28 protein-coding genes are annotated in these 25452 nt (G+C 61.0%); 23 read left to right on the forward strand and 5 right to left on the reverse strand.

Translation table 11 applies throughout. The annotated features are described in order from the left end of the window. Positions 1-2 precede the first annotated feature (2 nt). Positions 3-494: a CinA family protein gene (locus tag J2S67_RS02395; protein WP_310245941.1), complete on the forward strand. Its 492-nt coding sequence runs from the start codon at positions 3-5 to the stop codon at positions 492-494. A 179-nt stretch (positions 495-673) separates the two neighbouring features. Further along, a complete protein-coding gene (locus J2S67_RS02400) occupies positions 674-1114 on the forward strand; it encodes a helix-turn-helix domain-containing protein (RefSeq protein ID WP_035756969.1) in 441 nt (146 codons plus the stop codon). Between the two features lie 137 nt (positions 1115-1251). Here J2S67_RS02400 and J2S67_RS02405 read toward each other — a convergent pair whose 3' ends face one another. Further along, entirely contained in the window at positions 1252-1488 is a 237-nt protein-coding gene (locus J2S67_RS02405; RefSeq protein ID WP_035756972.1) for a DUF3046 domain-containing protein, read from the reverse strand. A 288-nt stretch (positions 1489-1776) separates the two neighbouring features. On the opposite strand from J2S67_RS02405, the gene recA reads away from it, so the two are divergent. Together recA and J2S67_RS02415 are read left to right on the forward strand one after the other, a co-directional pair. After that, positions 1777-2820 carry a recombinase RecA gene (gene recA / locus J2S67_RS02410; protein ID WP_035756975.1) on the forward strand — a complete coding sequence of 348 codons (1044 nt, stop codon included), beginning with the start codon at positions 1777-1779 and terminating at the stop codon, positions 2818-2820. Beyond that, the gene (locus tag J2S67_RS02415) at positions 2817-3905 is read left to right on the forward strand and encodes a regulatory protein RecX (RefSeq protein ID WP_310245950.1); all 1089 of its coding nucleotides are present in this window, start codon (positions 2817-2819) and stop codon (positions 3903-3905) included. Before recA ends, J2S67_RS02415 begins: the two co-directional genes overlap by 4 nt. Before the next feature lie 59 nt (positions 3906-3964). Here J2S67_RS02415 and J2S67_RS02420 read toward each other — a convergent pair whose 3' ends face one another. Then, entirely contained in the window at positions 3965-4447 is a 483-nt protein-coding gene (locus J2S67_RS02420) for an FBP domain-containing protein (protein WP_310245953.1), read from the reverse strand. Between the two features lie 107 nt (positions 4448-4554). Between J2S67_RS02420 and miaB the strand changes: the two genes are divergently transcribed. From miaB to J2S67_RS02435, 3 genes are read left to right on the forward strand one after another with little or no spacing between them, the layout of a single operon-like run. Further along, on the forward strand, positions 4555-6084 hold the full coding sequence (gene miaB / locus J2S67_RS02425; RefSeq protein WP_035756977.1) for a tRNA (N6-isopentenyl adenosine(37)-C2)-methylthiotransferase MiaB: 1530 nt from the start codon (positions 4555-4557) through the stop codon (positions 6082-6084). Between the two features lie 14 nt (positions 6085-6098). After that, positions 6099-7013, forward strand: a complete 915-nt coding sequence (gene miaA, locus J2S67_RS02430) for a tRNA (adenosine(37)-N6)-dimethylallyltransferase MiaA (protein WP_310245955.1) — start codon at positions 6099-6101, stop codon at positions 7011-7013. Between the two features lie 40 nt (positions 7014-7053). Next, the gene (locus J2S67_RS02435) at positions 7054-8025 is read left to right on the forward strand and encodes a hypothetical protein (protein WP_310245957.1); all 972 of its coding nucleotides are present in this window, start codon (positions 7054-7056) and stop codon (positions 8023-8025) included. A 42-nt stretch (positions 8026-8067) separates the two neighbouring features. On the opposite strand, the gene J2S67_RS02440 is transcribed toward J2S67_RS02435, so the two are convergent. Further along, entirely contained in the window at positions 8068-8676 is a 609-nt protein-coding gene (locus J2S67_RS02440; protein ID WP_070490729.1) for a class I SAM-dependent methyltransferase, read from the reverse strand. Between the two features lie 177 nt (positions 8677-8853). Here J2S67_RS02440 and hflX point away from each other — a divergent pair, with 177 nt between their 5' ends. Then, positions 8854-10668: a GTPase HflX gene (gene hflX / locus J2S67_RS02445; RefSeq protein WP_310245973.1), complete on the forward strand. Its 1815-nt coding sequence runs from the start codon at positions 8854-8856 to the stop codon at positions 10666-10668. After that, entirely contained in the window at positions 10665-12767 is a 2103-nt protein-coding gene (locus J2S67_RS02450; protein WP_310245976.1) for an ATP-dependent DNA helicase, read from the forward strand. The genes hflX and J2S67_RS02450 overlap by 4 nt, the downstream gene beginning before the upstream one ends. Positions 12768-12839: 72 nt before the next feature. Here the strand turns inward: J2S67_RS02450 and lexA are convergent, their stop codons facing one another. Beyond that, positions 12840-13676: a transcriptional repressor LexA gene (lexA, locus tag J2S67_RS02455; protein WP_035756984.1), complete on the reverse strand. Its 837-nt coding sequence runs from the start codon at positions 13674-13676 to the stop codon at positions 12840-12842. 233 nt (positions 13677-13909) lie between these two features. On the opposite strand from lexA, the gene J2S67_RS02460 reads away from it, so the two are divergent. The 8 genes from J2S67_RS02460 to J2S67_RS02495 all read left to right on the forward strand — a co-directional run bounded on the left by J2S67_RS02460 (position 13910) and on the right by J2S67_RS02495 (position 20352). Then, positions 13910-14320, forward strand: coding sequence for a LysM peptidoglycan-binding domain-containing protein (locus tag J2S67_RS02460; RefSeq protein ID WP_310245978.1), 411 nt, complete (start codon positions 13910-13912; stop codon positions 14318-14320). A 79-nt stretch (positions 14321-14399) separates the two neighbouring features. After that, positions 14400-15506, forward strand: coding sequence for a histidinol-phosphate transaminase (locus J2S67_RS02465; protein WP_310245981.1), 1107 nt, complete (start codon positions 14400-14402; stop codon positions 15504-15506). A 122-nt stretch (positions 15507-15628) separates the two neighbouring features. After that, positions 15629-16249 (forward strand): imidazoleglycerol-phosphate dehydratase HisB, encoded by a 621-nt coding sequence (gene hisB / locus J2S67_RS02470; RefSeq protein ID WP_035756988.1) that lies wholly within the window; start codon positions 15629-15631, stop codon positions 16247-16249. Next, positions 16246-16890 (forward strand): imidazole glycerol phosphate synthase subunit HisH, encoded by a 645-nt coding sequence (hisH, locus tag J2S67_RS02475; protein ID WP_310245984.1) that lies wholly within the window; start codon positions 16246-16248, stop codon positions 16888-16890. Before hisB ends, hisH begins: the two co-directional genes overlap by 4 nt. Next, positions 16890-17141, forward strand: coding sequence for a hypothetical protein (locus tag J2S67_RS02480; RefSeq protein WP_035756994.1), 252 nt, complete (start codon positions 16890-16892; stop codon positions 17139-17141). Before hisH ends, J2S67_RS02480 begins: the two co-directional genes overlap by 1 nt. 77 nt (positions 17142-17218) lie before the next feature. Beyond that, positions 17219-18025, forward strand: a complete 807-nt coding sequence (gene priA / locus J2S67_RS02485) for a bifunctional 1-(5-phosphoribosyl)-5-((5-phosphoribosylamino)methylideneamino)imidazole-4-carboxamide isomerase/phosphoribosylanthranilate isomerase PriA (RefSeq protein WP_310245988.1) — start codon at positions 17219-17221, stop codon at positions 18023-18025. 32 nt (positions 18026-18057) lie between these two features. Next, the gene (locus J2S67_RS02490) at positions 18058-19026 is read left to right on the forward strand and encodes an SseB family protein (RefSeq protein ID WP_310245991.1); all 969 of its coding nucleotides are present in this window, start codon (positions 18058-18060) and stop codon (positions 19024-19026) included. A 75-nt stretch (positions 19027-19101) separates the two neighbouring features. Continuing rightward, positions 19102-20352, forward strand: a complete 1251-nt coding sequence (locus tag J2S67_RS02495) for an MFS transporter (protein ID WP_310245993.1) — start codon at positions 19102-19104, stop codon at positions 20350-20352. Positions 20353-20494: 142 nt separating this feature from the next. On the opposite strand, the gene J2S67_RS02500 is transcribed toward J2S67_RS02495, so the two are convergent. Beyond that, positions 20495-20884, reverse strand: a complete 390-nt coding sequence (locus tag J2S67_RS02500) for a DUF1844 domain-containing protein (protein WP_035756996.1) — start codon at positions 20882-20884, stop codon at positions 20495-20497. Positions 20885-21310: 426 nt separating this feature from the next. On the opposite strand from J2S67_RS02500, the gene infC reads away from it, so the two are divergent. The 6 genes from infC (at position 21311) to J2S67_RS02530 (ending at position 25416) form a co-directional block, all read left to right on the forward strand. Then, positions 21311-21949: a translation initiation factor IF-3 gene (gene infC / locus J2S67_RS02505; protein ID WP_035756999.1), complete on the forward strand. Its 639-nt coding sequence runs from the start codon at positions 21311-21313 to the stop codon at positions 21947-21949. 212 nt (positions 21950-22161) lie between these two features. Then, positions 22162-22356, forward strand: a complete 195-nt coding sequence (rpmI, locus tag J2S67_RS02510; protein ID WP_035757002.1) for a 50S ribosomal protein L35 — start codon at positions 22162-22164, stop codon at positions 22354-22356. Positions 22357-22466: 110 nt separating this feature from the next. After that, positions 22467-22847: a 50S ribosomal protein L20 gene (gene rplT / locus J2S67_RS02515; protein ID WP_035757005.1), complete on the forward strand. Its 381-nt coding sequence runs from the start codon at positions 22467-22469 to the stop codon at positions 22845-22847. A 167-nt stretch (positions 22848-23014) separates the two neighbouring features. Further along, entirely contained in the window at positions 23015-23872 is an 858-nt protein-coding gene (locus tag J2S67_RS02520; protein WP_310245999.1) for a TrmH family RNA methyltransferase, read from the forward strand. A gap of 88 nt (positions 23873-23960) precedes the next feature. Further along, complete coding sequence (locus J2S67_RS02525) at positions 23961-24464, forward strand: NUDIX domain-containing protein (protein WP_310246002.1); 504 nt, start codon at positions 23961-23963, stop codon at positions 24462-24464. A gap of 262 nt (positions 24465-24726) precedes the next feature. Further along, on the forward strand, positions 24727-25416 hold the full coding sequence (locus J2S67_RS02530) for a hypothetical protein (protein WP_310246005.1): 690 nt from the start codon (positions 24727-24729) through the stop codon (positions 25414-25416). Positions 25417-25452: the final 36 nt, after the last annotated feature.

Below are 25452 nucleotides of genomic sequence, written 5' to 3' on the forward strand. Positions count from 1 at the left end.
CGATGCGGGACGCAACAACGCTGGTGCGCGGGCTTGAGCGCGCCGGGCTGAGCATCGCTACGGGGGAGTCGCTGACGGCTGGTTTGGTTGCCAGCCGCATCGCCGATGTCCCGGGTGCCTCCGCCGTGTTGCAGGGCGGGGTGGTCGCTTATCAGGTGAGCGTCAAACGTGACGTTTTGGGTGTGGATGCGGGCCTTTTGGAGCGTCATGGCCCGGTGCACCCAGAGGTCGCTGAGCAGATGGCGGTGGGTGCGGCGCGAGCCTGCGGGGCGCGCATCGGGGTATCCACCACGGGTGTGGCAGGGCCTGAACCCCACGGAGGACATGCGACCGGGACGGTGTATATCGGTTGGGCGGTTCTCAACGAGGCTGGGTCCGAGATTCAAGCTCAGGGGCATGAGCTGTTGCAGCTGGAGGGGGACCGCGCAGCGGTGCGGAACGCGACCGTGGATGTCGTGCTGGCGCAAGGTGAACGTATCCTCGCTGCTTCCTGACAACTTCCTGATGATTAGGCCGTTTGGGAACAAACAGGGTCTGAACCTGGTTACGCTTAATGTCCGATCTTCTTTCGAGCAGTTCACACGAGTAGTTCACGCAAGCACACCACGCAAGCGGTTCAAGAACAGTTCAGATGGCTGAAGATATGCAAACCGCAAGGAGAAGCGAGATTTCAATGAACCGACAGCCCACCCACGTAAACGGAATTACCCGCTGGGCGGGCGTGGAAGACAACCCTTCCAAAAAGACTGAGGCAGTTCGCCGCCCCGTTGTCCTGCGACAAGAGATTGGCGAGGTTCTTCGCCAGATCCGCCAGCAGCAGGGCCGCACACTTCGCGAAGTATCCCACTTGGCTCGTGTATCGCTCGGATACCTCTCCGAGGTAGAGCGTGGCCAGAAGGAAGCCTCGAGTGAGCTTCTAGCATCGATCGCGGCCGCACTTGAAGTTCCGCTCGCCGTTGTATTGCGTGAAGTCACGCAGCGCATCGCGCTCATGGAGGGCCTGATCGACGGCAGCTCCGTGCCAGACACTATCCCTGCAGAGTTCTACGAACACGGCGGCGTGTCCGTTCCAGACGCCCTGCCAGAAGACTTCGGCACCGTTACTTCTGCCTAAAGGTGCCTCGGCCTAAGCACTACTTACATTCACGGGTGAGGGCGGATCCATTGCGGATCCGCCCTCACCTGTTTGTTGGTTGTTCGGAACTGACCACTCCAGTGTTAGCTTTTCTGGCTTGTTAGCCGTTCCGACTTTTAGCCGTCCCAGGGCGTGTCGCGTAAGGGGAGGTCGCGCCCCAGCCAGCGGGACTCGGGAACATCCTTGGCGCGGCACAGAGCAAGCCATACGGTCTTCGGTTCGAAGCCGGCCTCGAGGGCGTCAGCGGCGGTGAGACCGTCGCATTCGGTCAGGGCCATCGTGAGCATGAGGTGCTCACCGGCGGCCTCGCCGAACTCTTCTGTAACCATCCGGTGGAAATCGCTCAAACGCATACCAGGATCCTCTCACGCGAAAGCCATGAGTCAGTGACACGCTTCGATGTATTCGAATGTGTGTTCGAAATCCGTTATCCTTATTCACGGTATCCACAGCCGGAACATGGGCGGAAGTTGTGCACATTGCGGGCCTGTCAGGAACAAACTGTCAGACCCCCGTCCTAGGCTAAAAACAGTTACACAACGAATAACTAGCTTCCTAACCACAAGTATTGAGCTTCCCAAGCACACAGTTGCTACCCGGGCCGCCCCGGGCAGTGACACACAGATCCGAGAGGACTTCAGATGGCAGCACAGGACCGCGAGAAAGCACTGAATCAGGCTCTCGCCCAAATTGACCGGCAGTTCGGTAAGGGCGCGGTGATGCGCCTGGGTGATGAGACCAAGGCACCGATTGAGACGATCTCGACCAGCTCGATCGCCCTCGACGCCGCACTTGGCATTGGTGGTTTGCCGCGCGGCCGCGTCGTGGAGATCTACGGCCCGGAATCCTCCGGTAAAACCACTGTCGCGCTTCACGCGGTTGCTAACGCGCAGCGCAACGGCGGGATCGCCGCGTTCATTGACGCGGAGCACGCACTTGACCCGGTGTACGCCGCCAAGATCGGTGTGGACACGGACGCTCTCCTGGTTGCACAACCGGACACGGGTGAGCAGGCCCTGGAGATCATGGACATGCTCGTCTCCTCGGGCACGATCGACATCGTGGTGATCGACTCGGTTGCGGCACTTGTTCCGCGTGCGGAAATCGAAGGTGAGATGGGTGACTCCCACGTTGGTTTGCAGGCACGCTTGATGTCCCAGGCGCTGCGTAAGATCACCGGCCGCCTCGCCCAGACCAAGACGACCGCAATCTTCATTAACCAGCTGCGTGAAAAGATCGGTGTCTTCTTCGGTTCCCCAGAAACCACCACGGGTGGTAAAGCGCTGAAGTTCTATGCTTCGGTCCGTGTTGATGTTCGCCGCATCGAAACCCTCAAGGACGGCGCTAACCCGGTGGGTAACCGCACACGTGCCAAGATCGTGAAGAACAAGATGGCTCCGCCGTTCAAGCAGGCGGAGTTTGACATCCTCTATGGTGAAGGTATTTCCCGTGAGGGTGGACTGCTGGACATGGGTGTCGAGAACAGCCTGGTCAAGAAGTCCGGTGCCTGGTACACCTATGACGGCGATCAGCTGGGCCAGGGTAAAGAGAACGCACGCCGCTTCTTGAAGGACAACCCGGATCTAGCCGATGAGCTGGAACGTCAGATCCGCATCAAGCTGGGCATTGACGAGGATCCGGAAGCTGAGAACGAAGCCAACCTGAAGGCTGTTCCTAAGGCATGAGCCACACCCCGGATACGTCCGGGAACTCAGGAGAGAATCCTGCCGGACTGAGTGACGAAAAGCTTGCCGAGCGCCAGCGCCTCCAAAACCTTTTGGGCCTGGTGCCGGCAAGCTCACTCAGCCAACCTGCAGACAGCGACGTGGACGCCAAGCCCACTCGCTCGGACAACCGCTCGACGTTGGGGAAATCCGCCCGCTCAAAGAAGCGCAAAGCTAAGCCGGCGTCGATCCAGCAGCTGCAACGGCAACTCAAAGCGTTGCGTGAACAGCGCCGCGAACGCGAACACCAGCCACTGACCGGCGGCTCGGCACCCGCATTCGGCCGAACACAGAGCGACGAAGACGAGCCAAGCGCCAAATACGCCAACGGGGCAGCTGCGAACACCAACGCGGGAACGGCCGAGGCTCCGGTGCCGGAATGGCTCAACACGGACGCCGAGGTTCCAGAGTGGATGCTCGGTGACCTGCCGAATGACGTGCTCGAGCTCATCGAAGCAGGGGAGACTCTCAACGCACCCGGTGGCGAGCCCCCTAGCAACGAGGAAGCCTCCGAACCAGCCGAAGAATTGACCAGCGAGCAGGCTGAACGCCTGTGCCGGGAGACGGCGTTGCGCTTGCTTTCAACGCGGGCTCGTTCACGGTACGAAATCGAAGAGAACCTCCGGCGCAAAGAGCTTCCAGATGACGCCATCGCACACGTCATGGACCGTTTCGAGGAAGTCGGCCTGATCGATGATGAAGCGTTCGCACACGCGTGGGTTGAATCCCGCAACAGGTCGAAAGGTTACGCATCAGCACGCCTATCCCAAGAGCTGCGGCGCAAGGGGATCGGCGAAGAACACATCGCCGCGGCCCTTGAACAGCTCGACGGTGACGACCTTCGAGCCCAAGCAGAACAGCTTGCGCTCAAACGCCTGGGACACAGCGACCTCCCGCCGGACCGCTACGGGCCAGACCGTAAGGAACGCGAGAAAGTCATGCGCCGCATCGTGAGCCACCTCCAGCGGAAAGGCTACGCGCCAGGCATGTGCATGGCTGCGACCCGTGCGGCGATGCAACGCCACGACAGCGGCGAACGCGGCTAGAAGGGCCCATTCACAGCAACCACCGAACCAGCCGCAGCGCGCCAATCTGCACCAGGGTGTCAGCCGGTGATTCGGCGCATGAACCCAAGGCACCGTTGCTGTAGGGCCTCAACTCGCTGGGACCTGAACAGTTCAGGGTCGAGCGCGCCCTCCATCGGGGTCGGTAGCCGCCGCGCGTACTCGTTGCAATGGAAGTCCTCGTGGATCAGGGTCGCAACCGAGTTACCGGAACGGCCAGCATCCCCGGCGCGCCGGGCCGAGAACATTCGCACACCAGCCAGCTCGGTCACATCACGACACAGCGCGCACACGCCATGAACCCCAGGGGTGTGGGTCGGCCTCAACACAGCACCGCGCAAGACCCCATCCACCTCAACAACGAGGTAGGCGCGCGTGCGGTCCCGCTGATCCCGCCACCCTAGAAACTCCATGGCCTCCCAGTGATACTCAGCCAACGGGAACGGAGGTACGGCACCGGCAGCCTCACGGCGCGTCGCATTCACAAAACAACCAGCCAACGCTTCCGCACTCACAGCCTGCACAGACGTTCCTCCTTTTCAACAGCCACAGGTACCGAAACAGCCCACGGTTACCGACTCACCATGTTACGTGCCCCGCTCGTTAGACTAGACGGGTGACTTCAACCCCAATGACTGCTTCAAACTCAGCAACCGAACACCACACTGACGGTGCGCAACACACGGCGCGGACCTACCAGGTCAACACGTTCGGGTGCCAGATGAACGTCCACGATTCCGAACGGATCGCGGGCCTGCTTGAAACCGCAGGCATGGTTCCGGTTGAGCCCGGCACAGATGAGGGTGATGCCGACGTCGTTGTGTTTAACACGTGCGCGGTACGTGAAAACGCGGACAATAAGCTCTATGGCCACCTCGGTATGCTCAAGGCCGCGAAAGATGAGAACCCCGATCTGCAGATTGCTGTGGGCGGGTGTCTTGCACAGAAGGACCGTGACACCATCGTCAAGCGTGCCCCGTGGGTCGATGTGGTGTTCGGAACCCACAACGTCGGCTCCTTGCCGGTGCTGCTCGAGCGGGCACGCCATAATAAAGAAGCCCAGGTTGAGATCCTTGAAGCGCTCGAGGTTTTCCCATCCACTCTGCCGGCTAAGCGGGAGTCTCATTCCGCGGGCTGGGTTTCGATCTCGGTGGGATGTAACAACACGTGCACGTTCTGCATCGTGCCGTCCTTGCGCGGTAAAGAGAAGGACCGCCGCCCGGGGGAGATCCTCGCCGAAGTCCAGGCGTTGGTTGATGACGGCGCGATCGAGGTGACCCTGCTGGGTCAGAACGTGAACTCTTACGGCGTTGAATTCGGTGACCGCCAGGCGTTCTCCAAACTGTTGCGGGCATGCGGTGAGATCGAAGGCCTCGAAAGGGTCCGTTTCACCTCGCCACACCCTGCGATGTTCACTGACGATGTGATTGAGGCGATGGCTGAAACCCCGAACGTCATGCCGCAGCTTCACATGCCGTTGCAGTCCGGTTCGGACAAGGTCCTGAAGGATATGCGGCGCTCGTACCGTTCCAAGAAGTTCCTCGGGATCCTGGAGAAGGTGCGCGAGCGTATGCCGCACGCGGCGATCACCACCGACATCATCGTCGGCTTCCCGGGTGAAACCGACGAGGACTTCGAAGAGACCATGCGGGTTGTCGAGCAGTCCCGCTTCCATCAGGCGTTCACGTTCCAGTATTCGCCGCGGCCGGGAACCCCGGCGGCCGAATACGAAAACCAGGTCCCTAAAGACGTGGTGCAGGAACGTTTCGAGCGCCTCGTTGCACTCCAGGACCGTATTTCTGCCGAAGAAAATCAGAAGCTGCTCGGCACCACGGTTGAGCTGATCGTCGCTGACGAAAAGGGCCGCAAAGCCGAAGAGACGGGCCGGCTTGCGGGACGCGCCCAAGACCAGCGGCTCGTGCACTTCTCTGTTCCGGAAGGCGGTCAAACCCCTCGCCCAGGCGATGCCGTGACCGTGCCGATCACTCACGCTGGATCCTTCCACTTGCTCGCTGACCCAACCCTGGAGCAGTACAGTGTTCGCCGTACCCGCTCCGGGGACGCGTGGGAGCGCGCACAAGCAGATTCGTGCTCGCCAGGCGGTAGCGCGAGCGGCAAGGGTGTTTCGCTCGGCATGCCGAGCCTGCGCCCGCAAGCGTAGACAACCGCACTACAGTGAACCCGAACCCTGTGATCGCGGTGGTCGGCCCGACCGGCACCGGTAAATCCGAGCTCGCCCTTGATCTGTGCCACATGCTCAATGGAGAAGTGGTCAACACGGATGCGCTGCAGTTCTATCGCGGCATGGACATCGGTACAGCCAAGCTTCCTGTGGCGCAGCGGCAGGGGATCGAACACCATCTGCTCGACATCATGGATGTGACCGAGGAAGCCTCGGTTGCGGTGTTCCAACAGCAAGCCCGCGATGCGATCGCTGAGATCCAGGCGCGCGGGAGGACCGCTGTGCTGGTAGGTGGTTCTGGGCTATATGTGCGCGCGGTTTTAGATGAGATCGAGTTCCCGCCCACCGATCCGGAGGTCCGCGCCGAGATCGAGGCGTGGGCTGATGCGCGTAGTGCCGAGGAGGTCCGCGAGGCTCTGCGTGCAGTCGATCCGGCGAGCGCTGAGAAAATCACTGACGTGCGCCGCATGATCCGCGCGCTTGAAGTCCACCGCATCAGCGGCCGCGCATTCACCTCGTTCATGCCGCAACGCATCTATCACCAGCCCGCCGTCCAGGTGGGGCTTGACCTTGACCCGGCTGTCCTCAACGAGGCCCTCTTGCAGCGGGTCCACCGGATGTATCAAGCAGGCTTGCTGGATGAGGTCCGCGAGCTCATCACGCACGGCCTGCGGGAAGGCCGGACCGCATCGGCGGCTATTGGGTATAAACAAGCGCTCGCCGTGCTCGATGGTCAGATGAGCCAGGACGAAGCGATCGAGAGCACCCACATCGCCACGCGGCAGTTCGCCAAGCGGCAGAGAACATGGTTCCGTGCTGATCCGCGTGTCAAGCATTACGATGCCGGCGCCGGCGCGCGCGAGATCGCCCGGGCATTCGTTGCCGAAGCCATCCCGGAGGCTCTCTAGGTTCCCGCGGACGCGGGACGACTCTCGGTAGGCTGGGGTCATGGTCGATCCGCTCTCGAATGACGTCCCGGTGAGCCTTGCCGGTGCGAGTTTTGCCCGCGTCACCGCGGGCGCTGTCCCGTTTCTGATCAGCACGGCAGCGACCGTGAGCGAAGCCGAAGCCCAGTGGCTGTGCGACGGCTCCGCTGGGCTCGGTGCGGCAGGCGTGATCACGGTGTCTCAACAAGGGGACAGCGTAGGAGCTAATACTGGCGCATGGCACTGCGTTCTGACGGGGGCATCAGGGGCCCCGGTTCCTGAGCTAGAGCCCGATGCGGCACTAGCGGTGGCCGCCTACCTCGATGAGGCTGGTCAGTTGGGCGCGGGCACGCGGCTCGAATTCGGTTCGGGTGAGGCATACGTGGTCTCGCGTTCGCGGGGTAACTATAAGGTCGCTGGGGTGCGGTGGTCGTTCGCGTTCCCGCAGCAGGCCCAAGCAAAAGCCAGTGACGGCACGGTCCAGGCTGAGGGTGTACCGGTGGCCCGTCCGTGCCTCACGATGACCGTTGGCGCGCCGGTTTCTGTGGTTGCGCTCGCGGATGTGTCCGAGCTTGACCGGCTACGTTTGGATGAGCGCGGCCCGCAGCTGGATTCCGAGGTGCTTGAGCGTTCGTCGACGAGCTTCGTTGTTCCGCATGATCCGCTGGTCGAACGCGGTATCGCTGCGGTGTCGATGCGTTTCTATCATGCGCACGATGCGTTAGCAGGCAACAGCGGCGACACTGCCAGCATCAGTATGGCAGGGAGGCGGCTTTCGCGCGAATACGGTTCGAGTGTGGCTGCCGCGGTCGCGGGATCGGTTGCGTTCCAGTACTGGGCAGGCTCCGGTAGGGACATCGCGGAAGGCTGGGCGGTGAACCAGCCATCAGCGCTCGTGGGGGTCCGGCTTGAGCCGGGGTCCGCATCGAACGCTTCCGGAACAGCGCAGGCAACGGGGCCTGCGCGCGTCATCGCGAAGATCCAGCTGCGCTAGCCCCATTCAGCTGCGTTAGCCTCATAAAGCCGAGCTCGCGGTTCAAGCCGGGCGGGCCACGCGCAGAATCCGGAACTCTTTCTTTCTCGCGTAGCGTTCAACGCTCCACTCTCCCGGCAGGTTTTCGGCGAGCCATTTCTGTAGGGAATCTGAGCCGAGGTTTTTCTGGACCACAAGATACGCCTCGCCGCCCGGGTTGAGGCGCGGAAGCCACGTCATGAGGATCTCGTGGAGGACCTGCTTACCCACACGGATCGGTGGGTTGGACCAGATGAGGTCGAAACTTACATCGGCCGGCACCGCCTCCGGTGTGCACACCGTGACGTTGCGAGCGCCGGCATCGGCCGCGTTGAGACGGGCCAGATCCATCGCGCGTTCGTTGACATCGACACCCCACACCTCAGCCTGTGGAGAAGTCAGCGCGAGCGTGAGCAAGATGGGTCCCCAACCGCACCCGATGTCGAGCATCGTTCCGTGGGCCCGCGGGCTAGGAGCTTCATCCAATAAAATCTGGGTTCCCTTATCCACACCGGCGGGGCTGAAAATGCCCGAAGCGGTATGAACGTCAAGTTCCCGGTCAGCCAGAGAAACCGTAATGCGCTTGCGTGCCTCGGGAGTCACCGGTTCCGCTGTGAAGTAATGCTCGGCCATGGAACACAAGCCTAACCGAGGCACAGGGCCGCAGGTGGGTCGCTGCGGCACGGTCGCGACGACACCGGCGCTACGGCAGGGTTGCGACGACACCGGCGCTACGGTCTAGCTGAGCCCGCTACAGCTTAGAATGGTGGGGAGCCCGCAGGCCGCGGGACCACGCAATGTCAGGAGACCATGACCGAGCACCGCAACACCGATCCCCACCCGCCTTCACAGCAACGGTCTTCACAGGATCAACCTTCACGCGAGGGGACTCCACATAAGAGCACATCGGAGCACGAACGCGAGATCCAAGCGACCATCCAGCGGATCCTCGCCGCTGACCGTGAACGTGAGATTCTTGCGGGGCGTCGCGATGCCGAGAAAAGCAACGCTGCACCGGCAGGGACTGAAGCGTTCCACACTGAGGAAGGCGCGGGGAACCACGCGGCGGATGAACACGCGGAGGATGAAGCAGGGGAGCCGGGTGGACCTCGGCAACGTGGCTCTTTCTTGCAGTTCGGTCAGGCTCAAGCACTCGATACAGGCCAGGCTGAACATTCGCGTTTCGATGGACTGCAGCAGGACCTTGAGGAACGCCGCGCTACTCGCCGCGTCCAGGGCCTCTCGACAGAACTTGAAGACATTTCCGAGGTCGAATACCGTCAGCTTCGTCTCGAACGCGTCGTGTTGGCCGGTCTGTGGTCAGACGGCACCGCGGAACAAGCCGAAAACTCGCTCCGTGAGCTCGCGGCGCTCGCCGAAACCGCCGGCTCGGAAGTATTGGACGGCGTGATCCAGCGCCGCGTGAAGCCAGACCCGGGAACCTATTTCGGTTCAGGTAAGGCAACCGAGTTGCGTGACATTGTGACGGAGGTCGGCGCGGACACCGTGATCGTGGATAGCGAGCTCGCGCCCTCTCAACGCCGTGGCCTCGAAGACGTCATCAAGGTCAAGGTCATCGACCGTACCGCTCTGATCCTGGATATTTTCGCCCAGCACGCTAAATCCCGCGAAGGTAAGGCCCAAGTCGAGCTGGCTCAGCTCGAATACCTCTTGCCGCGGCTTCGCGGCTGGGGTGAATCGATGTCGCGGCAGGCCGGCGGCCAGGTCGCCGGTGGTGCCGGTATCGGTTCGCGTGGCCCGGGTGAAACGAAGATCGAGCTGGATCGCCGCCGCATCCGCAACCGCATGGCCAAGCTGCGCCGCGAGATCAAAGCGATGAAGCCGGCACGCGAAGCCAAGCGCGCCAACCGCAAGCGTCACTCGGTGCCGTCTGTGGCCATCGTCGGCTACACCAACGCCGGCAAGTCCTCGCTACTCAACCGGCTGACTGACGCCGGGGTCCTGGTGGAGAACGCTCTGTTCGCTACCCTGGACCCGACTGTGCGTTCAGCGCAGACCCCTGACGGCATCGGCTATACCCTCACAGACACGGTCGGTTTCGTGCGCAACCTGCCAACCCACCTTGTGGAGGCGTTCCGTTCAACCTTGGAAGAAGCCGCGGATGCCGACGTGCTGCTTCACGTGGTCGATGCCTCCCACCCGGACCCGATGTCGCAGATCCAAGCGGTGCACGAGGTGCTCGCGGACATTGAGGCGGACTGCCCTGAGCTCATCGTGCTGAACAAGGCGGACCTCGCCGATGCGCATACGCTGGCTCAGTTGCGCCGCAACCATCCTGACCACGTTGTGGTCTCTGCCCGCACGGGCCAGGGCATCGACGAGCTCAAAGAAAGGATCTCGCGCACTATCCCGCGCCCGCACACCGAAGTGCGCGCCTTGATCCCATACACCGAAGGCGACTTGGTGGCGCGCCTGCACGGTCAGGACGCCGAACTGCTCGAGCTTGAACACGTCGAAGACGGGACACAGATCCACGCGCTAGTCCGCCCCGATCTCGCTGATGCGCTTGCACCGTACGCGCAGACTAACGATGCGCAAGCCCACACGGCCGATGAGGCCCAGGCCGAGGCGACCGAAGAGGCGAACGAAGAGGCGAACGAATGAGCCAGGACGTTTCGGCTGGGTCCGAGCCAGAAAGCACCGCTGCATCTGAAACGGGTGCCGCATCGGAGGCTTCAACTGAGTCGGGTGAGCCCGCCGTTGAAGAGGTTGAGCGTCTGCTGACCACGGCGGTGGACAAGATGGGTGGGCAGCGCCGCGATGGTCAGCATGAGATGGCGCATTCGGTTGCGTACGCTCTGTCCACGGGTACGCACCTGCTGGTGCAGGCCGGGACCGGCACGGGTAAGTCGATGGCGTACTTGATTCCTGCGATCCGGCACGCGATCGAGGCGGATAAACCTGTAGTGGTTGCCACCGCAACGTTGGCGTTGCAGTCCCAGGTTGTGGGGCGCGATGTTCCGCGGCTTCTGAAGGCTCTGGAAGATGAACTTCCGCGGCCGGTGGACGTCACCCTGCTCAAGGGGCGGAACAACTATGTGTGCAAATATAAGCTCTCTGGCGGGTATCCGGAGGATGAGGACGCGGGCTCGCTTTTCGATGCGTCCCTGGCAGACCCGAATGCGGCCGAGGACGGCCCGACTTCGCCTTTGGGTCAGGAGATTATGCGCATCCGGAAGTGGGCTGAAGAGAGCGAGACGGGGGACCGGGATGAGCTGATCCCTTCGGTTTCGGATAGGGCGTGGCGGCAGGCTTCGGTGTCCTCGCTTGAATGTCTGGGTACCCAGCATTGTCCTATGGCGGAGGAATGTTTCACGGAGCGTGCCCGCGCGTTGGCCGCTGAGTCCGATGTGGTGGTCACTAACCACGCGATGCTCGCTTTTTCTGCGTTTGAGCAGCTACCGGTTTTACCGGATTTCGATGTTGTGATTGTGGATGAGGCCCACGAGTTGCAGGACCGGGTCACGAACACGTACACGCGCCCGCTCACCCACACCGCGATCACGCACGCGGCGCAGGGAGCTAAGAAGCACCTCAAGGTTGCGTCGAAGGCGTTATCTGATGCCGCTAAGGCTTTTGAGAAGTCTGTCACGAACATCCCGACAGGTCTTCAGCCGCGCGGTTTGACCGAGGCTCAACGTGCCGCTGTGATGCAGGTTTTCGAATCAGCGAAGGTCGTGATGGCGGATTCCAAACGCGAGGCTGGCGATGCGGCTCCGGATGGCGCCTGGCAGTCCGCGCGTTCCGCGGTGGCTCAGGTTGTTGAGCTGGCTGAACGTTTGTTGAACGCTGGTCAGGGCGACGAGGTTGTGTGGGCGGCCCGGCCCGGCAGCTTCGAGCCAGGGCGCGGCTATGTGGTTCCGGATGATTCTGAACCGGCGTCTTTGATGGTTGCCCCGTTGTCTGTTGCGATGCAGATGCGGGATGGCTTGTTCGCGGACCGGACCGTGGTTTTGACCTCGGCCACACTTGCTGTGGGTGAGGCTTTTGAGCCGGTTGCTGGCGGTTTGGGGTTGATGGGGCCGGAGGCTCCTGAGTGGGATTCGGTTGATGTTGGTTCGCCGTTTGAGTATGAGAAGCAGGGCGTGCTGTATGTGGCTCAGCATCTTCCGCCTCCAGGCCGCGGGGTCTCTGAAGCAGCTATCGATGAGCTTGTGGACTTGATCAAGGCTTCTGGCGGTGCGGCGTTGGCGCTGTTTTCTTCACGCCGAGCCGCTGAGGACGCCGCCGCTGCGTGCCGTGAACGTCTGGATGTGCCGATTTTGGTGCAGGGCGAGGCGTCAATGACGGAGCTGGTGCGGGAGTTCTCAGCTGATGAGCAGACTTGTCTGTTCGGGACGATGACGCTGTGGCAGGGTGTGGATGTACCGGGGCGGCATTGTCGTTTGGTGGTGATTGATCGGATCCCGTTCCCGCGCCCTGACGATCCTTTGATGACTGCGAGGACCCGTGACGTGAATGAGCACGGCGGGAATGGGTTCATGTCTGTTTCGGCGCATCACGCGGCGATCCGTTTGGCGCAGGGTGTGGGCCGTCTGATCCGTTCCACAGAGGACAGGGGAGTGGCCGCGATCCTGGATTCGCGGATGGCCACCCGTCGCTACGGTGCATATCTGCGTAGCGCGTTGCCACCGTTGTGGACCACAACTGACCGGAATACGGTTCTCGGCGCTTTGGGACGCCTGCGCGAAGCCAATAAGTAGCGCGGCGCTCATGGAAACGGCGCGGCGATACGGGCCCTGCGCTTAAGAGGGGTTGCCTGAACGGGCCTGCGCTTAGAGGGAGCGCAGCACGGATACGACGCGGCCCATGATTTGTGCGTGGTCACCCAGGATGGGTTCGTATTGCGAGTTCTGAGGCAGTAGCCACGTGTGGCCGTCGCGTTGACGGAAGGTCTTCACGGTGGCTTCGTCATCCAGCAGCGCTGCGACAATCTCGCCGTTCTGTGCGGTGTTTTGGCGGCGGACCACAACCCAGTCGCCATCGCAGATCGCGGCGTCGATCATCGAGTCCCCAGAGACTTTGAGCATGAACAGTTCGCCGTGCCCTACAAGCTGACGTGGCAGGGTCACGACGTCTTCAACGTGTTGTTCAGCAAGGATCGGTCCACCTGCCGCGATACGGCCGACGAGTGGGATCTCAGCCGAGTCTTCCCCGCCGCGAGCCTTGAACTGCGTGATGTTGGCGGAGTCGGTGGCGTTGGAGGATTGTGCGGTGCTGGCGGAGTCTGTGGTGTTTGGGAGTTTGGCTGCACCGGGCATTGGTGTGACCTCCGCTAGGCCGGCGCCTGTCGCTGCTCCGAGTGCGGCCGCACTAGCTGTGGTGGAGTCCTTCTGGGTCACGTCCAGGGTGGACGGATAGAGAACCTCGAGCGCGCGGGGGAGTTTGGGGTCGCGGCGAATCCAACCGAGCTTGTTGAGCTGCTGCAGTTGGTGTGTCACCGAAGACAGCGATTTCAACCCGACCGCGTCACCGATCTCACGCATCGTGGGCGGATACCCCTGATTCTCTAAGAAAGACTCGATGCACTTCAGCACAGAGCGTTGACGCGAAGTCAGCGGTTTCGAAGGGCGTGCGGGCTGGGTGTCCATCGACGGTGTATCGGTGCTCATTCGTTTCCCATCCTTCGTTTCCCATCCCTGGTTCGCTACCCATGGCCATCAATGTGTCAGGGGGTTGTTCTTGACTGTAATGACAGTCCACATCGGTAGTTACAGCCTATATGGCTTCGCCGCATATTCAAAGATATGTACGAAGACTATTGAGCAGATTCGGAGATGTGTGCTAGAAATATATCGAAGAGATGTTCGAATATATGTTCTGTTCGATGTCGGAAGGAATGGTCATGGTGGAAACCGTTGTCATGTCGAATACTGCTGAACGGCCCGTCAATTCTGATGAGCGCATTGTTAACACTGCTCATCACGAGCACGCATCACGTCAACGTATCCGTCTGACTTCACGGGGGCGGTTTGTGTTCTTCGGCCTGCCGACTATGGCTTTGGTCGTTGGCGTGTTTTTGATGCTCTCGGCCTTGCTTCAGCCTGCTCAGGCAACCACGGGTGAGCCGGTGACCGCGCAGGGGGATCGCTTGGTTGAGGTCACCGTTGCGCATGGAGATACCTTGTGGGAGCTAGCTGAGCACTATGCACCTGAACGCGATGTCCGCGACACGGTGGCTCTGATCCAAAAGCACAACTCTTTTGATGGAGCGCTCGTTCCGGGGCAGAAGCTCGTTGTCCCGGTCAGCTACTAACCCGACCTCAGCGTGAGTGGATGCGCAATAGGGCGACCCTAATTCGAGACGCCACTTAGCCGATCCCTAGACTTGAACCATGTCTCAGGATGCTATGCAACGGCTCAACCAACTTCCACTTAGGGATAACCTCCGTGGGCTCTCCCCGTACGGCGCCCCACAGATCGACGTTCCGGTACAGCTGAACGTTAACGAAAACACTCACCCGCTGCCACAAGACGTGATCGATGAGATCGCCGCATCCGTACGCGAGGCCGCACACAGCCTCAACCGCTACCCAGATCGGGAATTCACGGCGCTACGCACCGCACTCGCCGAATACCTCGGCCGCGGGCTCACCCCAGAAAACGTGTGGGCTGCTAACGGCTCCAACGAAGTACTGCAACAGATCCTGCAAGCCTTCGGCGGTCCAGGCCGAACCCTGCTGAGCTTCCCACCCACCTATTCGATGTACCCGCTGTTGGCGTCTGGAACAGACACCACATACATCGCCGGCCACCGCGCCGAGGACTACAGCCTCAGCGCGGAATCCGCGGCAGAACAAGTCCGCACACACAAACCGAACATCGTGTTCCTGTGCTCGCCCAATAACCCGACCGGGACCGGGCTCGAACTCGACGTCGTGCGCGCCGTCTATGAGGCCGGCGAAGAGTTCCAGACCATCGTCGTCGTTGACGAGGCCTACGCCGAATTCGCGCACGACCCAGACTCGACCGCCCTCACCCTGCTTGAGGGTCGGCAACGGTTGATCGTCTCCCGAACCATGTCCAAAGCGTTCGGGCTCGCCGGGGCACGGCTCGGCTACCTGGCGGCCGCACCAGAAATATCAGACGCCCTACGTCTCGTACGCCTTCCGTACCACCTCTCCGCCGTAACCCAAGCCACCGCACTCGCAGCCCTCAAACACACCGACGCGTTGCTAGCCAACGTCGAGGCGATCAAAGAGCAACGCGACCGGATCGTGACCGAGCTCAGAGGCATGGGGCTCACACCAACAGTTTCTGACTCAAACTTCGTCACCTTCGGCGACTTCGAAGACCCCAACGCAGTCTTCGAATACCTCCTGGAAGGCGGAGTCATCATCCGCAACAACGGGCTACCAGGCAAGCTACGCGTCACCGCAGGAACCGAAGAGGAAACCACCACGTTCCTGACCCTGATGCGCCAATACATGGAACGCGCCTAACACGCGGCAAGCGGCCGGCTCACCAGGACGCCGCAACAGCACCCTCATAGAATGAGGGCAGAACAATCCCCACGCAGATGCGTAGACGCGCATCTGCGCATCACATGAAGAAAGCGAGCACCATGAGCGCCCAGCTGATCGGTACCCGTGAAGCCACCATGGAACGGATCACCTCCGAATCCACCGTTAAAGTCACCATCAAACTCGATGGAACCGGTCAAGCGGACATCTCCACAACAGTTCCGTTCTACGATCACATGTTGACCTCGCTGGCGCGCCACTCGCTCATGGACATCACCATCGCAGCGCACGGGGACACAGATATCGACGTCCATCACACTGTCGAAGACACCGCGATCACGCTCGGCGAGGTATTCAAAACAGCGCTCGGTGACAAGCGCGGCATCACCCGCTTTGGCCAGGCAACCATCCCACTGGATGAGGCGCTTGCGCGCTGCATCGTGGATCTCTCCGGCCGCCCTTACGTGATCCATGAAGGCGAACCTGAGGGCCAGCAGTACCACCTCATCGGCGGGCACTTCACCGGTTCGATGACCCGCCACGTCTTCGAATCCTTCGCCTACCACGCAGGCATCTGCCTGCACATCGACGTTCTGCGTGGCCGCGACCCTCACCACATCGTGGAATGCCAGTTCAAGGCTCTAGCGCGAGCACTGCGTGAAGCCATCGAACCAGACGAGCGGATGGGGAACACGATCCCGTCCACTAAGGGAGCGCTATGACCCAGGGCCGCCGGCCGCGTATCGCGGTTGTCGATCACGGCGCGGGTAACGTTCACTCGGTTCTGCGCGCCTTCAAACACGTGGGCGCTGATGTCTCGTTGACCGCGGACAGCGATCAGTTACGTACCGCTGATGGCGTGGTGCTGCCCGGTGTCGGTGCGTTCGCCAGCGTCATGGCGGCACTCAAGAAGGGCTCGCTGCTGCGTCATCTCGGCTACCGGATCGCGGGTGGGAAGCCCGTTCTGGGGATCTGTGTGGGCCACCAAGTGCTGTTCACTGAAAGCACGGAGGGCGGCACCAGGACGGCGGGCCTGGACGAATGGCCTGGCGTGGTTGAGCGGCTCACGGCCGATGTGGTTCCGCACATGGGCTGGAACAGCGTGACTCCGCCGGAAGACACGCAGCTGTTCCGCGGCATCGAAGGCGAACGTTTCTACTTTGTCCACTCCTACGCTGTACAGAGCTGGGATTTCGACGTCGTTCAGCCGCTCATGAAACCGCCGATGGTCACGTGGTCGGATCACGGTGGCCCGTTCATCGCGGCAGTTGAGAACGGACCGCTGAGTTCGGTTCAGTTCCACCCGGAAAAATCTGGCGAGCCCGGCGCCCAGTTGATTAAGAATTGGATGGAGACGCTCTGATGCCCTCACCGATTGTGTTGATGATCCTGGGCGGGTTGCTGGTTGGCGGCACGTATTCGCTCGCTCAACAGGGTGTTAAGCGGGTATGGGTCATCGTGTGTGGCGCGCTGGCTCTCATGTTTTTGATTGCGGCGTGGGCTGTTGCGCAGAAAGGCCCGGACACGGACGATAAAGGCAACGAGGACGCCGTGAGGGAGGGGCAAGCGATCCATGTGGTCGCTGAGTTCCCTCCACCTGCCACCACGGTTTGAACCTTTCTTCCGAGAGCATCGCTTCGTTTCTTCCTAGTTTTCACTTCTTGAGCTGTTGAGAGAGACCCGAAAAACCCATGACTGATCACAAAGCAACTGCGCACACGCCAACTGGGCACACGCCAGCCGAGAATCAGAAACTCCTTTTGTTCCCTGCGGTGGACATCGTCAACGGGCAGGCGGTGCGCCTGACCCAAGGGGAAGCCGGCACCGAAACAGATCACGGCGACCCGTTCGATGCGGCTTTGCGCTGGCAAGAAGCCGGCGCGGAATGGATCCACGTGGTTGACTTGGATGCCGCTTTCTCGCGCGGGGATAACCGTCCAGTGCTCAGACGCATCGCGACCGAGCTGGATCTCAAGGTTGAGCTTTCCGGCGGTATTCGAGACGATGAGTCACTGGATCGCGCACTCGAATGGGGTGCAGCACGGGTCAACATCGGCACCGCGGCACTAGAGAATCCGGAATGGACCGCCAAAGCCATCGAACGGGTAGGCGAGGCGATCGCGGTAGGCCTCGACGTGCGTGGCACCACGCTCTCTGGCCACGGCTGGACCAAAGACGGCGGGGACCTGTGGGATGTGCTCGCTCGCCTCGATGATGCCGGGTGCGCCCGCTACGTCGTCACTGATGTGACCCGTGATGGAACCATGACCGGCCCCAATACCGAACTGCTCGCCGACATCGCGAAGCACACTGATAAGCCGCTGATCGCATCCGGTGGCATGTCCACCCTCGATGACCTACGCGCCCTACGCGCGATGGTCGGTAAAGGCGTAGAAGGCGCGATCATTGGCCGCGCACTCTATAACGGCGCGTTCACCCTCGAAGACGCGCTCGCCGTCGCACGCGGCGAGAAGTCAACAGAAACGAGAAGTACGTAGAGGCGAGAAATAAACCGAGCTGAGAGGCAAACATGGCCAATAACTCCGCCGAAGATAACCTAGCCCAGAACAACCCTGCCCACAACAAGCCCGCCACGGCTGAAAACCCCACCGAGCCCAACCCGGCCGCCGCTAACCCAGCGCCGGGTTCGAAGGCTTTGCCGGCGCACATCCAGCAGGCTTTGCTTGCGGGTGCTGGTGGCGCATCGGACACCGCGGGCCAGTCCTGGGAGGGCCGGGACCTATCGGGTGAGGGCAATCCTCTGCACCAGTTTGACGGCGATGACGGCTTGCCGAATGAGGCGTTGCAGGAAGCCCTTGATGCTTTGAAAGCCGGTTATGGCCCGGAGGACGATGTGGTTGAGGCTTTGGCTGATGCGCGCGTCTTTGTCCCGATTGTGGCTCAGACTGGCCACACGGAGATCGGGGAGCATGGTCATTTGGTGGAGAAGGAAGCGGATATGGCGTTGGTCATGATCGCTGCTCCTGATGGCCGGACGGCTTTGCCTGTGTTTTCTTCGGTGGATCGCTTGACTGATTGGCATCCGGAGGCTCGTCCGGTTGCGGTGTATGCTCCGCGTGCCGCGTTGTCTGCGGTGGATGAGGGTGCGCAGTTGTTGGTTTTGGATCCTGGCGCGAATGTCACGTTCGTGGTGCGGCGCCCGGCGGTGTGGGCTTTGGCTCAGCAGCGGGTGTGGTTGCCGAGCTATCGTGATGATTCGCTTGCGGCACCGTTGCAGGAGGCGGTTTCTCATGTCGATGGTGTGGGTGCGCTGATTTTGGGTCCGGCGGATGGGATCGCGTCGCGGGCCGGTGATGGGACTGTGATGCGTGGCGGCGGTCACGGCCCTGAGTTGGCGGTGACTGTAGTGGTGAATAACACGGTTACAGATCAGGATGTCTCGCGTATAGTTTCTGAGGTTCGCACTGCTGTTGAGGGTACTCAAGAGGTGCAGGAGAAAGCTGATTCGTTGACCATTAGGGTCGCGCAAGGGGGATAACGCATGACCCAGGCGGGTGTTGGGGAGCCGAGTGGTGTTTTCCAGCGTTATGCACGGGTTCTGAGGCGCCCGCATGTGCCAACTCTTTTGTTGGTTGGTGTTTTTGGTCGTTTGCCGCATTCGGCGGCCGCGATCCTGTTGACGTTGCATGTCCGTAACGGCCTGCAGATGGATTTCGCCTCGGCTGGTCTGGTCACGGCGATGCTCACGATTGGTGTAGCGATCGGTTCGCCGTGGCGTGGCCGGATCGTGGATATCAAGGGTGTTCGTCGCGCGGTTTTGCCGTCGATCGTGGTTGAGGCGGGCGCGTTCGGTGCCGCGCCTTTTGTGGGTTTCCAGGTGTTGCTGGTGCTCATGTTTGTGGCGGGCCTGTTTTCGTTGCCGGTTTTCACGGTGGTGCGGCAGTCGATGGGGGTTGTGGTTCGCGGGCCTGATCGCACTACGGCGTTCGCTCTGGATTCGATGACCACTGAGCTGGTGTTTGTGATTGCACCGGGCGGTATCAGTGTTCTTGCTACGGCGATTTCAACGACGGCTTCGCTGCTTTTGGTGGGCGCGCTGGTGGTGTTCGCTGGCGTGATTTTGGTGGTCACGAACCCGCCGACGCGTTCTTCGCAGTTGCCGTCTGCCCCGCGGGAGGCGGTCGATGATTTGGCGGCTCCTTCGCACCCTAAGGATGCTTCGTCGGTTCCTGCGATCACGGGTGCGATCCCGGTGGTTCCGTTGCCGCAGCCTCAGCCTCGGAAGCGTCGTTTCATGCCGTGGCTGAGTATTTCGGCGGCTGCGATGATGGTCATGGCGTTGGGCGCTGGTATGGCGCTTGCCGGTACTGAGGTCGCGTTGGTGGGCTTCAACGAGACCCTGGGTGGTGGCGGTGACACGCTGTGGGTCATGTATGGCGTGTGGTGTTTCGGCTCGCTCGTGGGCGGGTTCGTGTATGGCGCGTTGTCTCGAAAGTTCGATCCGTTCGCGATCATCATTGTTTTGGGTCTCACGCTGGTTCCGGTCGCGTTCTCGTTGACGTTGGCGTTGATTTCGATCGCGCTTTTCGCGTCTGGTTTCTTTATTGCACCGTTGATGACGGCAGCCTCGGAGCGGTTGACGGAGGCTGTCCCGGAGCGTAACCGCGGCCAGGCGATGGGCTTATATGGTTCGGCGATGACTGCCGGCACGGCGGCTGGTACGCCGTTGGTGGGCGTCATGTTGGATGTGGGCGGCCCCACTGTTGCGATCTGTGCGTTGGCTGGCGTCGCGGTTGCTACCGGTGTTGTTGCGATGGTGCTGCGCCAGATTCGTCGTCGCCGTCGCCGGATGGCTTCATCCTGAACCAGCAACATCTAGCCAGCAACGCTGAACCGGCAACGCCTCGCGGACTCAGACCTTCTTAAACACCGACGTGGGGTGAGCTTCCGCTGGGAAGCTCACCCCACGTCGTTGGCAGAGGTGTTCGCGTTGCCGCGTTTGTGTGTTAGCTGACGGGGCCGGTCCATTTCTCGCCGGGGCCTTGGCCTGGCTTGTCTGGGATCATGGACGCTTCGCGGAATGCGAGCTGGAGGGAGCGTAGGCCGTCACGGATCGGGGCGGCGTGCTGCGAGCCGATCTCTGGGGCACCCGCTGTCACAAGGCCTGCGAGTGCCGTGATGAGTTTGCGGGCTTCGTCGAGGTCTTTGAGATCTTCGGCGTCAGGGCCGTCGGCGAGCCCGACCTTGACGGCGGCAGCAGACATGAGGTGGACCGCGGTGGTTGTGATGACCTCGACTGCGGGAACTTCTGCGATGTCACGCAGCTGCTGTTGGGCGTCTGCATACTCGGAGTCCGAGAAGCTGTGTACGTGCTGATTCGAATTCTGATCGCTCATAATGCTAAGCTTGTCACAGACCGTCCTGCTTGTTGATGGTTTATGCCGTAAATGTGGCGTTCATCGCTGAAGCCAACTGCTGCAGCGATAGCGAGAATCATTGATGGCCTGAATCATTGACAGTGCGGATGCGCGCGCCAAGTAAGAATCTGCTGGGTGTGCGTGTTTGGCTTGAGAGCAGGAATTCAAAGCGGAGGTTTCCCACCCGCGATCGCCTCAGGGCGGCCGGGTCAGGTCTAGCAAGTAGCACGCTGGATGCTACGCAGTTTCGATTGCGTGGTGGGTGCGGCTTGCTGGTATCTGAGCCCCCGTGTTGAACCCGGGGGCTTTTTTCGTAGGCCTCCCGAGAACGTCGACCACACCATCGCATGAAGGAGCACTAACATCAGCGACCCACGCATCAACGATCGAATCCGCGTCCCAGAGGTGCGGTTGGTCGGGCCTAACGGTGAACAGGTGGGGATCGTCCGTATTGAGGACGCCCTGCGCCTGGCGGTTGAAGCAGATCTCGACTTGGTTGAGGTTGCGCCGAACGCTCGTCCACCTGTGTGCAAGCTGATGGACTTCGGCAAGTACAAGTACGAAGCTGCGGTCAAGGCTCGTGAAGCTCGCAAGAAGCAGACGAACGCGTCCCTCAAGGAGGTTCGTTTCCGTCTGAAGATTGACACTCACGACTATGAGACGAAGGTGCGTAACGCGCATCGTTTCTTGTCTTCGGGTGACAAGGTTAAGGCGATGATTCAGTTCCGCGGCCGTGAACAGCAGCGTCCTGAGTTCGGTGTGAAGTTGCTTCAGCAGTTCGCTGAGGATGTGGCCGATGTGGGTGTGATTGAGTCGCAGCCGCGCCAGGATGGTCGAAACATGGTTATGGTCGTTGGCCCGCTCAAGAGCAAGGCTGAAAGCCGTAAGGCTCAGCAGGAGAAAGCTCCTCGCCGCCAGCGCCGTCAGCAGCGTTTGGATACGTCCGCTCCACAGGACGCTTCCGGCCAGACGGTTGCGGCATCGGCTCCTGAAGCTATGCGCCGCATGGCGCAGGCCTCCAAAGACCAAGCCAAAGAGGGCTGATACCGGCGTCCACGCCAGGTAAGTCCACACATATAGATAGTTTTCCTCCTCCGTTCCACTTGAGGATGAGCATCATCTGGGGATCCCTTCCGTTGGAGAATCAACGGCGAGTGGGGGAGGAGCCCAGCGGGCGCCCGCGGCACAGTGTGTGCGGGTAGCTGCACCCGATGACCCAGGGGTCATGCGGGAAGACGTACAAGGAGAAGGCTCTCATGCCGAAGTTCAAGACCCACTCTGGGGCTAAGAAGCGTTTCAAGCTCACCGGTTCTGGCAAGATCCGCCGTCAGCGTGCAAACCGCCGCCACTACCTCGAGCACAAGTCCTCGCGTTTGACTCGTCGCCTGAAGGGCGATGTGGTTGTGGCTAAGGCTGATCAACGCACCATCCGCCGCATGCTGGGCCTCTAAACCCACGCTGTCGTGTACGTGCGCTAGAGCGCACACCTATTTGAGACCTTCGAAACTTTTCTAGCCGCATCGTGAAGGTGTGGCTGGACCCCACATGTTAGGAGACACACGTGGCACGTGTGAAGCGGGCAGTTAACGCCCAGAAGAAGCGTCGCGTCGTTCTGGAACGCGCATCTGGTTACCGCGGTCAGCGTTCGCGGCTCTACCGTAAGGCTAAGGAGCAGCTGCTCCACTCGTTCGTATACAACTACAACGACCGTCGTAAGCGTAAGGGTGACTTCCGTCGCCTCTGGATCCAGCGCATCAACGCTGCGGCTCGCGCTAACGGCATGACCTACAACCGTTTCATGCAGGGCCTCAAGCTCGCTGGCATCGAGGTTGACCGCCGTATGCTCGCCGAGCTGGCTGTGTCTGACGCTCACGCATTCTCGGTTCTGGTGGAGACCGCTAAGAAGGCTCTGCCAGCCGACGTGAACGCACCGCGCGCATAACTGAAGCTGTGACGCCGCTATAGCCATCGTTGTGACACCGCGAATGTGACACTGCGAATGTGACACGGCGGCGTGATGCAGGGGGTTCCGACTCGTACGGGTCGGAACCCCCAGTGCTTTAATGCGTGCGATGCGGTCGCGTTGCCACAAGATGGGAGGATGAATGTATGGAGATCATGGATAATCCGCGCGCAGACCGAGTCCGGGCGGCCGCGCACCTAGGGAAGGCCGCGGGCCGGAAGAAGTCGGGGGAGTTCCTGGTTGAGGGGCCGCAGGCTGTACGGGAAGCGATTGCCCAACATCGAACCCAGCGCGGCCTTGTGCGCGAGGTATTCGTTACTGAGCAGCGGATGGAACGTGAACCTGAGCTCGCCCAGGTCGCCGACGCACGGGTCAACGTTGTGACTGAGCGCGTCCTGGCCGCGATCGCGGACACGCAGTCCCCGCAGGGCGTGGTTGCCCGTTGCCGCATCCCGCACGTGAGCTTGAAACAAGCGCTGACGCCGAAGACGAGCCTGGTCGCGGTGCTGGGGCGGGTCCAGGACCCCGGTAATGCTGGCACCATCATCCGTGCGGCTGACGCCGCGGGTGCGGACGCGGTGGTTGCGCTGAAGGGCAGCGTGGATGTTTTCTCGCCTAAAGTGGTCCGGTCCACGGTAGGCTCGTTGTTCCATGTTCCGGTTGTCACGGGTATTGAGCTTGATGAACTGACCGAGCACCTGACCCGTTGCGGGATCGTTTTGCTAGCGGCTGACGGCGGCGGGGATCACGATTTGACGGTGCTTGAAGACGATGCGGCCGCCCGCCAGCACGGCGTGACCGTTAGGGGCTCGATGAAGCGGCCGTCCCTGACGACGGCGACCGCGTGGCTGTTCGGTAATGAAGGCCAGGGGATCTCGGAAGCGGAACGGGCGGCGTCCTTCGCTACGGTCTCGATCCCTCTGTATGGGCAGGCGGAATCCTTGAATGTTTCGACGGCCGCGGCCTTGTGCCTCTACGCATCGGCACGTGCTCAACGCAGCTGAAGGCTTGTGCCCAACGCAGCTGAAAGCTCGATGACAGGGTGCGGAGAATGATCGTGGTGAACATGACAAGCCGAAAAGAGGGAGTGCAGTGAGCGCGCAGAATGGTGCCGTAGGTAGCGCTGGCCAGGTGGTGGGGCTCGCGATTGTGGATGACCTCGTGGATGCTCGGCGTGTGCTGGCAGCGCAACGGGCATATCCGGAATCATTGCGGGGACTGTGGGAGTTCCCGGGCGGGAAGGCCCAGGAGGGGGAGGGACCGCTGGAGGCGCTTGAGCGTGAGATTTCCGAAGAGCTCGGCTACACGTTCAGGGCTGGCCAGGAGGTCGTACCGCCTGCGGGATATGCAGGCTGGCCGTTGGATAACGGGATGACGATGCGCGTCTGGACCGGGGTCCTGTTAGACGCCGATGGGGGAGTGCTGAAGCCGGCCGAGGTCACAACGGGCACGCAACCTGAAGGGGCGGATCATCTTGAGTTGCGGTGGCTGATCCTGGATCAGAACACGGAAGAAGCGGTCGAGTGGATCCCGGCCGATAAGCCGATTGTGAGAGCGCTCGTTGAAACCACGGGCTGCATGCCGACCTTCTGCTGATCCAGTCCTGGTGAGCCGTGTCCTCTTGAGTATGAGCCGAGCCTATTGAGCATCTGTGCGTTGTGTGCAGGCATACGCCAGTAGGGGGATTTCCACTCGATTCGACGTCATCCTGCCGGGGGATCTGCTGCAATGTTCCTTCTGTGAACATGGAGGCATCAACGAGGTTATAAGCCTTCCCCTATGGCCGTTTCAGGTTGCAGACGTTGAGATATGCAGCTCTGCAACCTCCGGCCTTGGCTATCGAGTGAAGCAGGAGATCATGAAGTTCACTAAGTCTTTGAGTGCAGTGACCGCAGTACTTTTCGCTGGCGCTTTAGCGTTGACCGGCTGCTCTGCAGGGGGTGCTGAGAAGACGCAGGAGAAGCCGACGGCTAATAAGTTCACGGATAATATTCACATCGAAGCTCCAGACGATGCGAAGAAACCCCTTGTAGCGAATGTTAGGTCCAAGGTCGAAGTCACGGATGAGACCCTCGAGAAATTGGGTAAGGAACATGGGGTAGACAACCCGGACGCTAAACGCACGCTTGAAGGTGATATGGAAGAGATGATTAAGGCCGTCGATTTAGGCGAGGACCAGGTTCGTCTCACCGCAGAGTCCCACAACGTAGCCCGCATTGAAGTAGACCGCATCCCGATGGACAAGCTCTACAAAATGCTGAGGACTAAGGTTTCCTATACCGATAAGGGAACATATCGGGTGGAGATTCGTCCAATGGTTCTGGAGCCCGTTGAGGAAGATAACCTGACGACAGAGCTGAACGTGACCCTGCCGGAGCCGATCGAGAAAGCGAACGTTAGCGGGAAGGTCGACGGGAACACGGTGACATGGACGAGCGATAACTATGCTGAGGCAATGGAGGGCGTAGAAATCGTACCAGGCGAAATGTTTGATACCGACGGGAAAACCCTTACCGCTGAAACCCGTCCAACAAACACCGATAAGTAAACACAAACATCAAGGCATCAACGAGGCTATAAGCCT

The sequence above is a fragment of the Pseudoglutamicibacter albus genome (assembly GCF_031458175.1).
Lineage (GTDB): Bacteria > Actinomycetota > Actinomycetes > Actinomycetales > Micrococcaceae > Pseudoglutamicibacter > Pseudoglutamicibacter albus.

Coding starts and splice junctions, on each gene's coding strand:
- recA (WP_035756975.1), top strand. CDS start 1,777: ATGGCAGCACAGGACCGCGAGAAAGCACTGAATCAGGCTCTCGCCCAA.
- priA (WP_310245988.1), top strand. CDS start 17,219: ATGACTGATCACAAAGCAACTGCGCACACGCCAACTGGGCACACGCCA.
- J2S67_RS02520 (WP_310245999.1), top strand. CDS start 23,015: ATGGAGATCATGGATAATCCGCGCGCAGACCGAGTCCGGGCGGCCGCG.
- lexA (WP_035756984.1), bottom strand. CDS start 13,676: ATGAGCACCGATACACCGTCGATGGACACCCAGCCCGCACGCCCTTCG.
- J2S67_RS02450 (WP_310245976.1), top strand. CDS start 10,665: ATGAGCCAGGACGTTTCGGCTGGGTCCGAGCCAGAAAGCACCGCTGCA.
- J2S67_RS02530 (WP_310246005.1), top strand. CDS start 24,727: ATGAAGTTCACTAAGTCTTTGAGTGCAGTGACCGCAGTACTTTTCGCT.
- J2S67_RS02395 (WP_310245941.1), top strand. CDS start 3: ATGCGGGACGCAACAACGCTGGTGCGCGGGCTTGAGCGCGCCGGGCTG.
- J2S67_RS02500 (WP_035756996.1), bottom strand. CDS start 20,884: ATGAGCGATCAGAATTCGAATCAGCACGTACACAGCTTCTCGGACTCC.
- J2S67_RS02440 (WP_070490729.1), bottom strand. CDS start 8,676: ATGGCCGAGCATTACTTCACAGCGGAACCGGTGACTCCCGAGGCACGC.
- J2S67_RS02490 (WP_310245991.1), top strand. CDS start 18,058: ATGGCCAATAACTCCGCCGAAGATAACCTAGCCCAGAACAACCCTGCC.
- J2S67_RS02480 (WP_035756994.1), top strand. CDS start 16,890: ATGCCCTCACCGATTGTGTTGATGATCCTGGGCGGGTTGCTGGTTGGC.
- J2S67_RS02400 (WP_035756969.1), top strand. CDS start 674: ATGAACCGACAGCCCACCCACGTAAACGGAATTACCCGCTGGGCGGGC.
- J2S67_RS02435 (WP_310245957.1), top strand. CDS start 7,054: ATGGTCGATCCGCTCTCGAATGACGTCCCGGTGAGCCTTGCCGGTGCG.
- rpmI (WP_035757002.1), top strand. CDS start 22,162: ATGCCGAAGTTCAAGACCCACTCTGGGGCTAAGAAGCGTTTCAAGCTC.
- hflX (WP_310245973.1), top strand. CDS start 8,854: ATGACCGAGCACCGCAACACCGATCCCCACCCGCCTTCACAGCAACGG.
- hisB (WP_035756988.1), top strand. CDS start 15,629: ATGAGCGCCCAGCTGATCGGTACCCGTGAAGCCACCATGGAACGGATC.
- J2S67_RS02405 (WP_035756972.1), bottom strand. CDS start 1,488: ATGCGTTTGAGCGATTTCCACCGGATGGTTACAGAAGAGTTCGGCGAG.
- hisH (WP_310245984.1), top strand. CDS start 16,246: ATGACCCAGGGCCGCCGGCCGCGTATCGCGGTTGTCGATCACGGCGCG.
- miaB (WP_035756977.1), top strand. CDS start 4,555: ATGACTGCTTCAAACTCAGCAACCGAACACCACACTGACGGTGCGCAA.
- J2S67_RS02415 (WP_310245950.1), top strand. CDS start 2,817: ATGAGCCACACCCCGGATACGTCCGGGAACTCAGGAGAGAATCCTGCC.
- J2S67_RS02460 (WP_310245978.1), top strand. CDS start 13,910: ATGGTGGAAACCGTTGTCATGTCGAATACTGCTGAACGGCCCGTCAAT.
- J2S67_RS02465 (WP_310245981.1), top strand. CDS start 14,400: ATGTCTCAGGATGCTATGCAACGGCTCAACCAACTTCCACTTAGGGAT.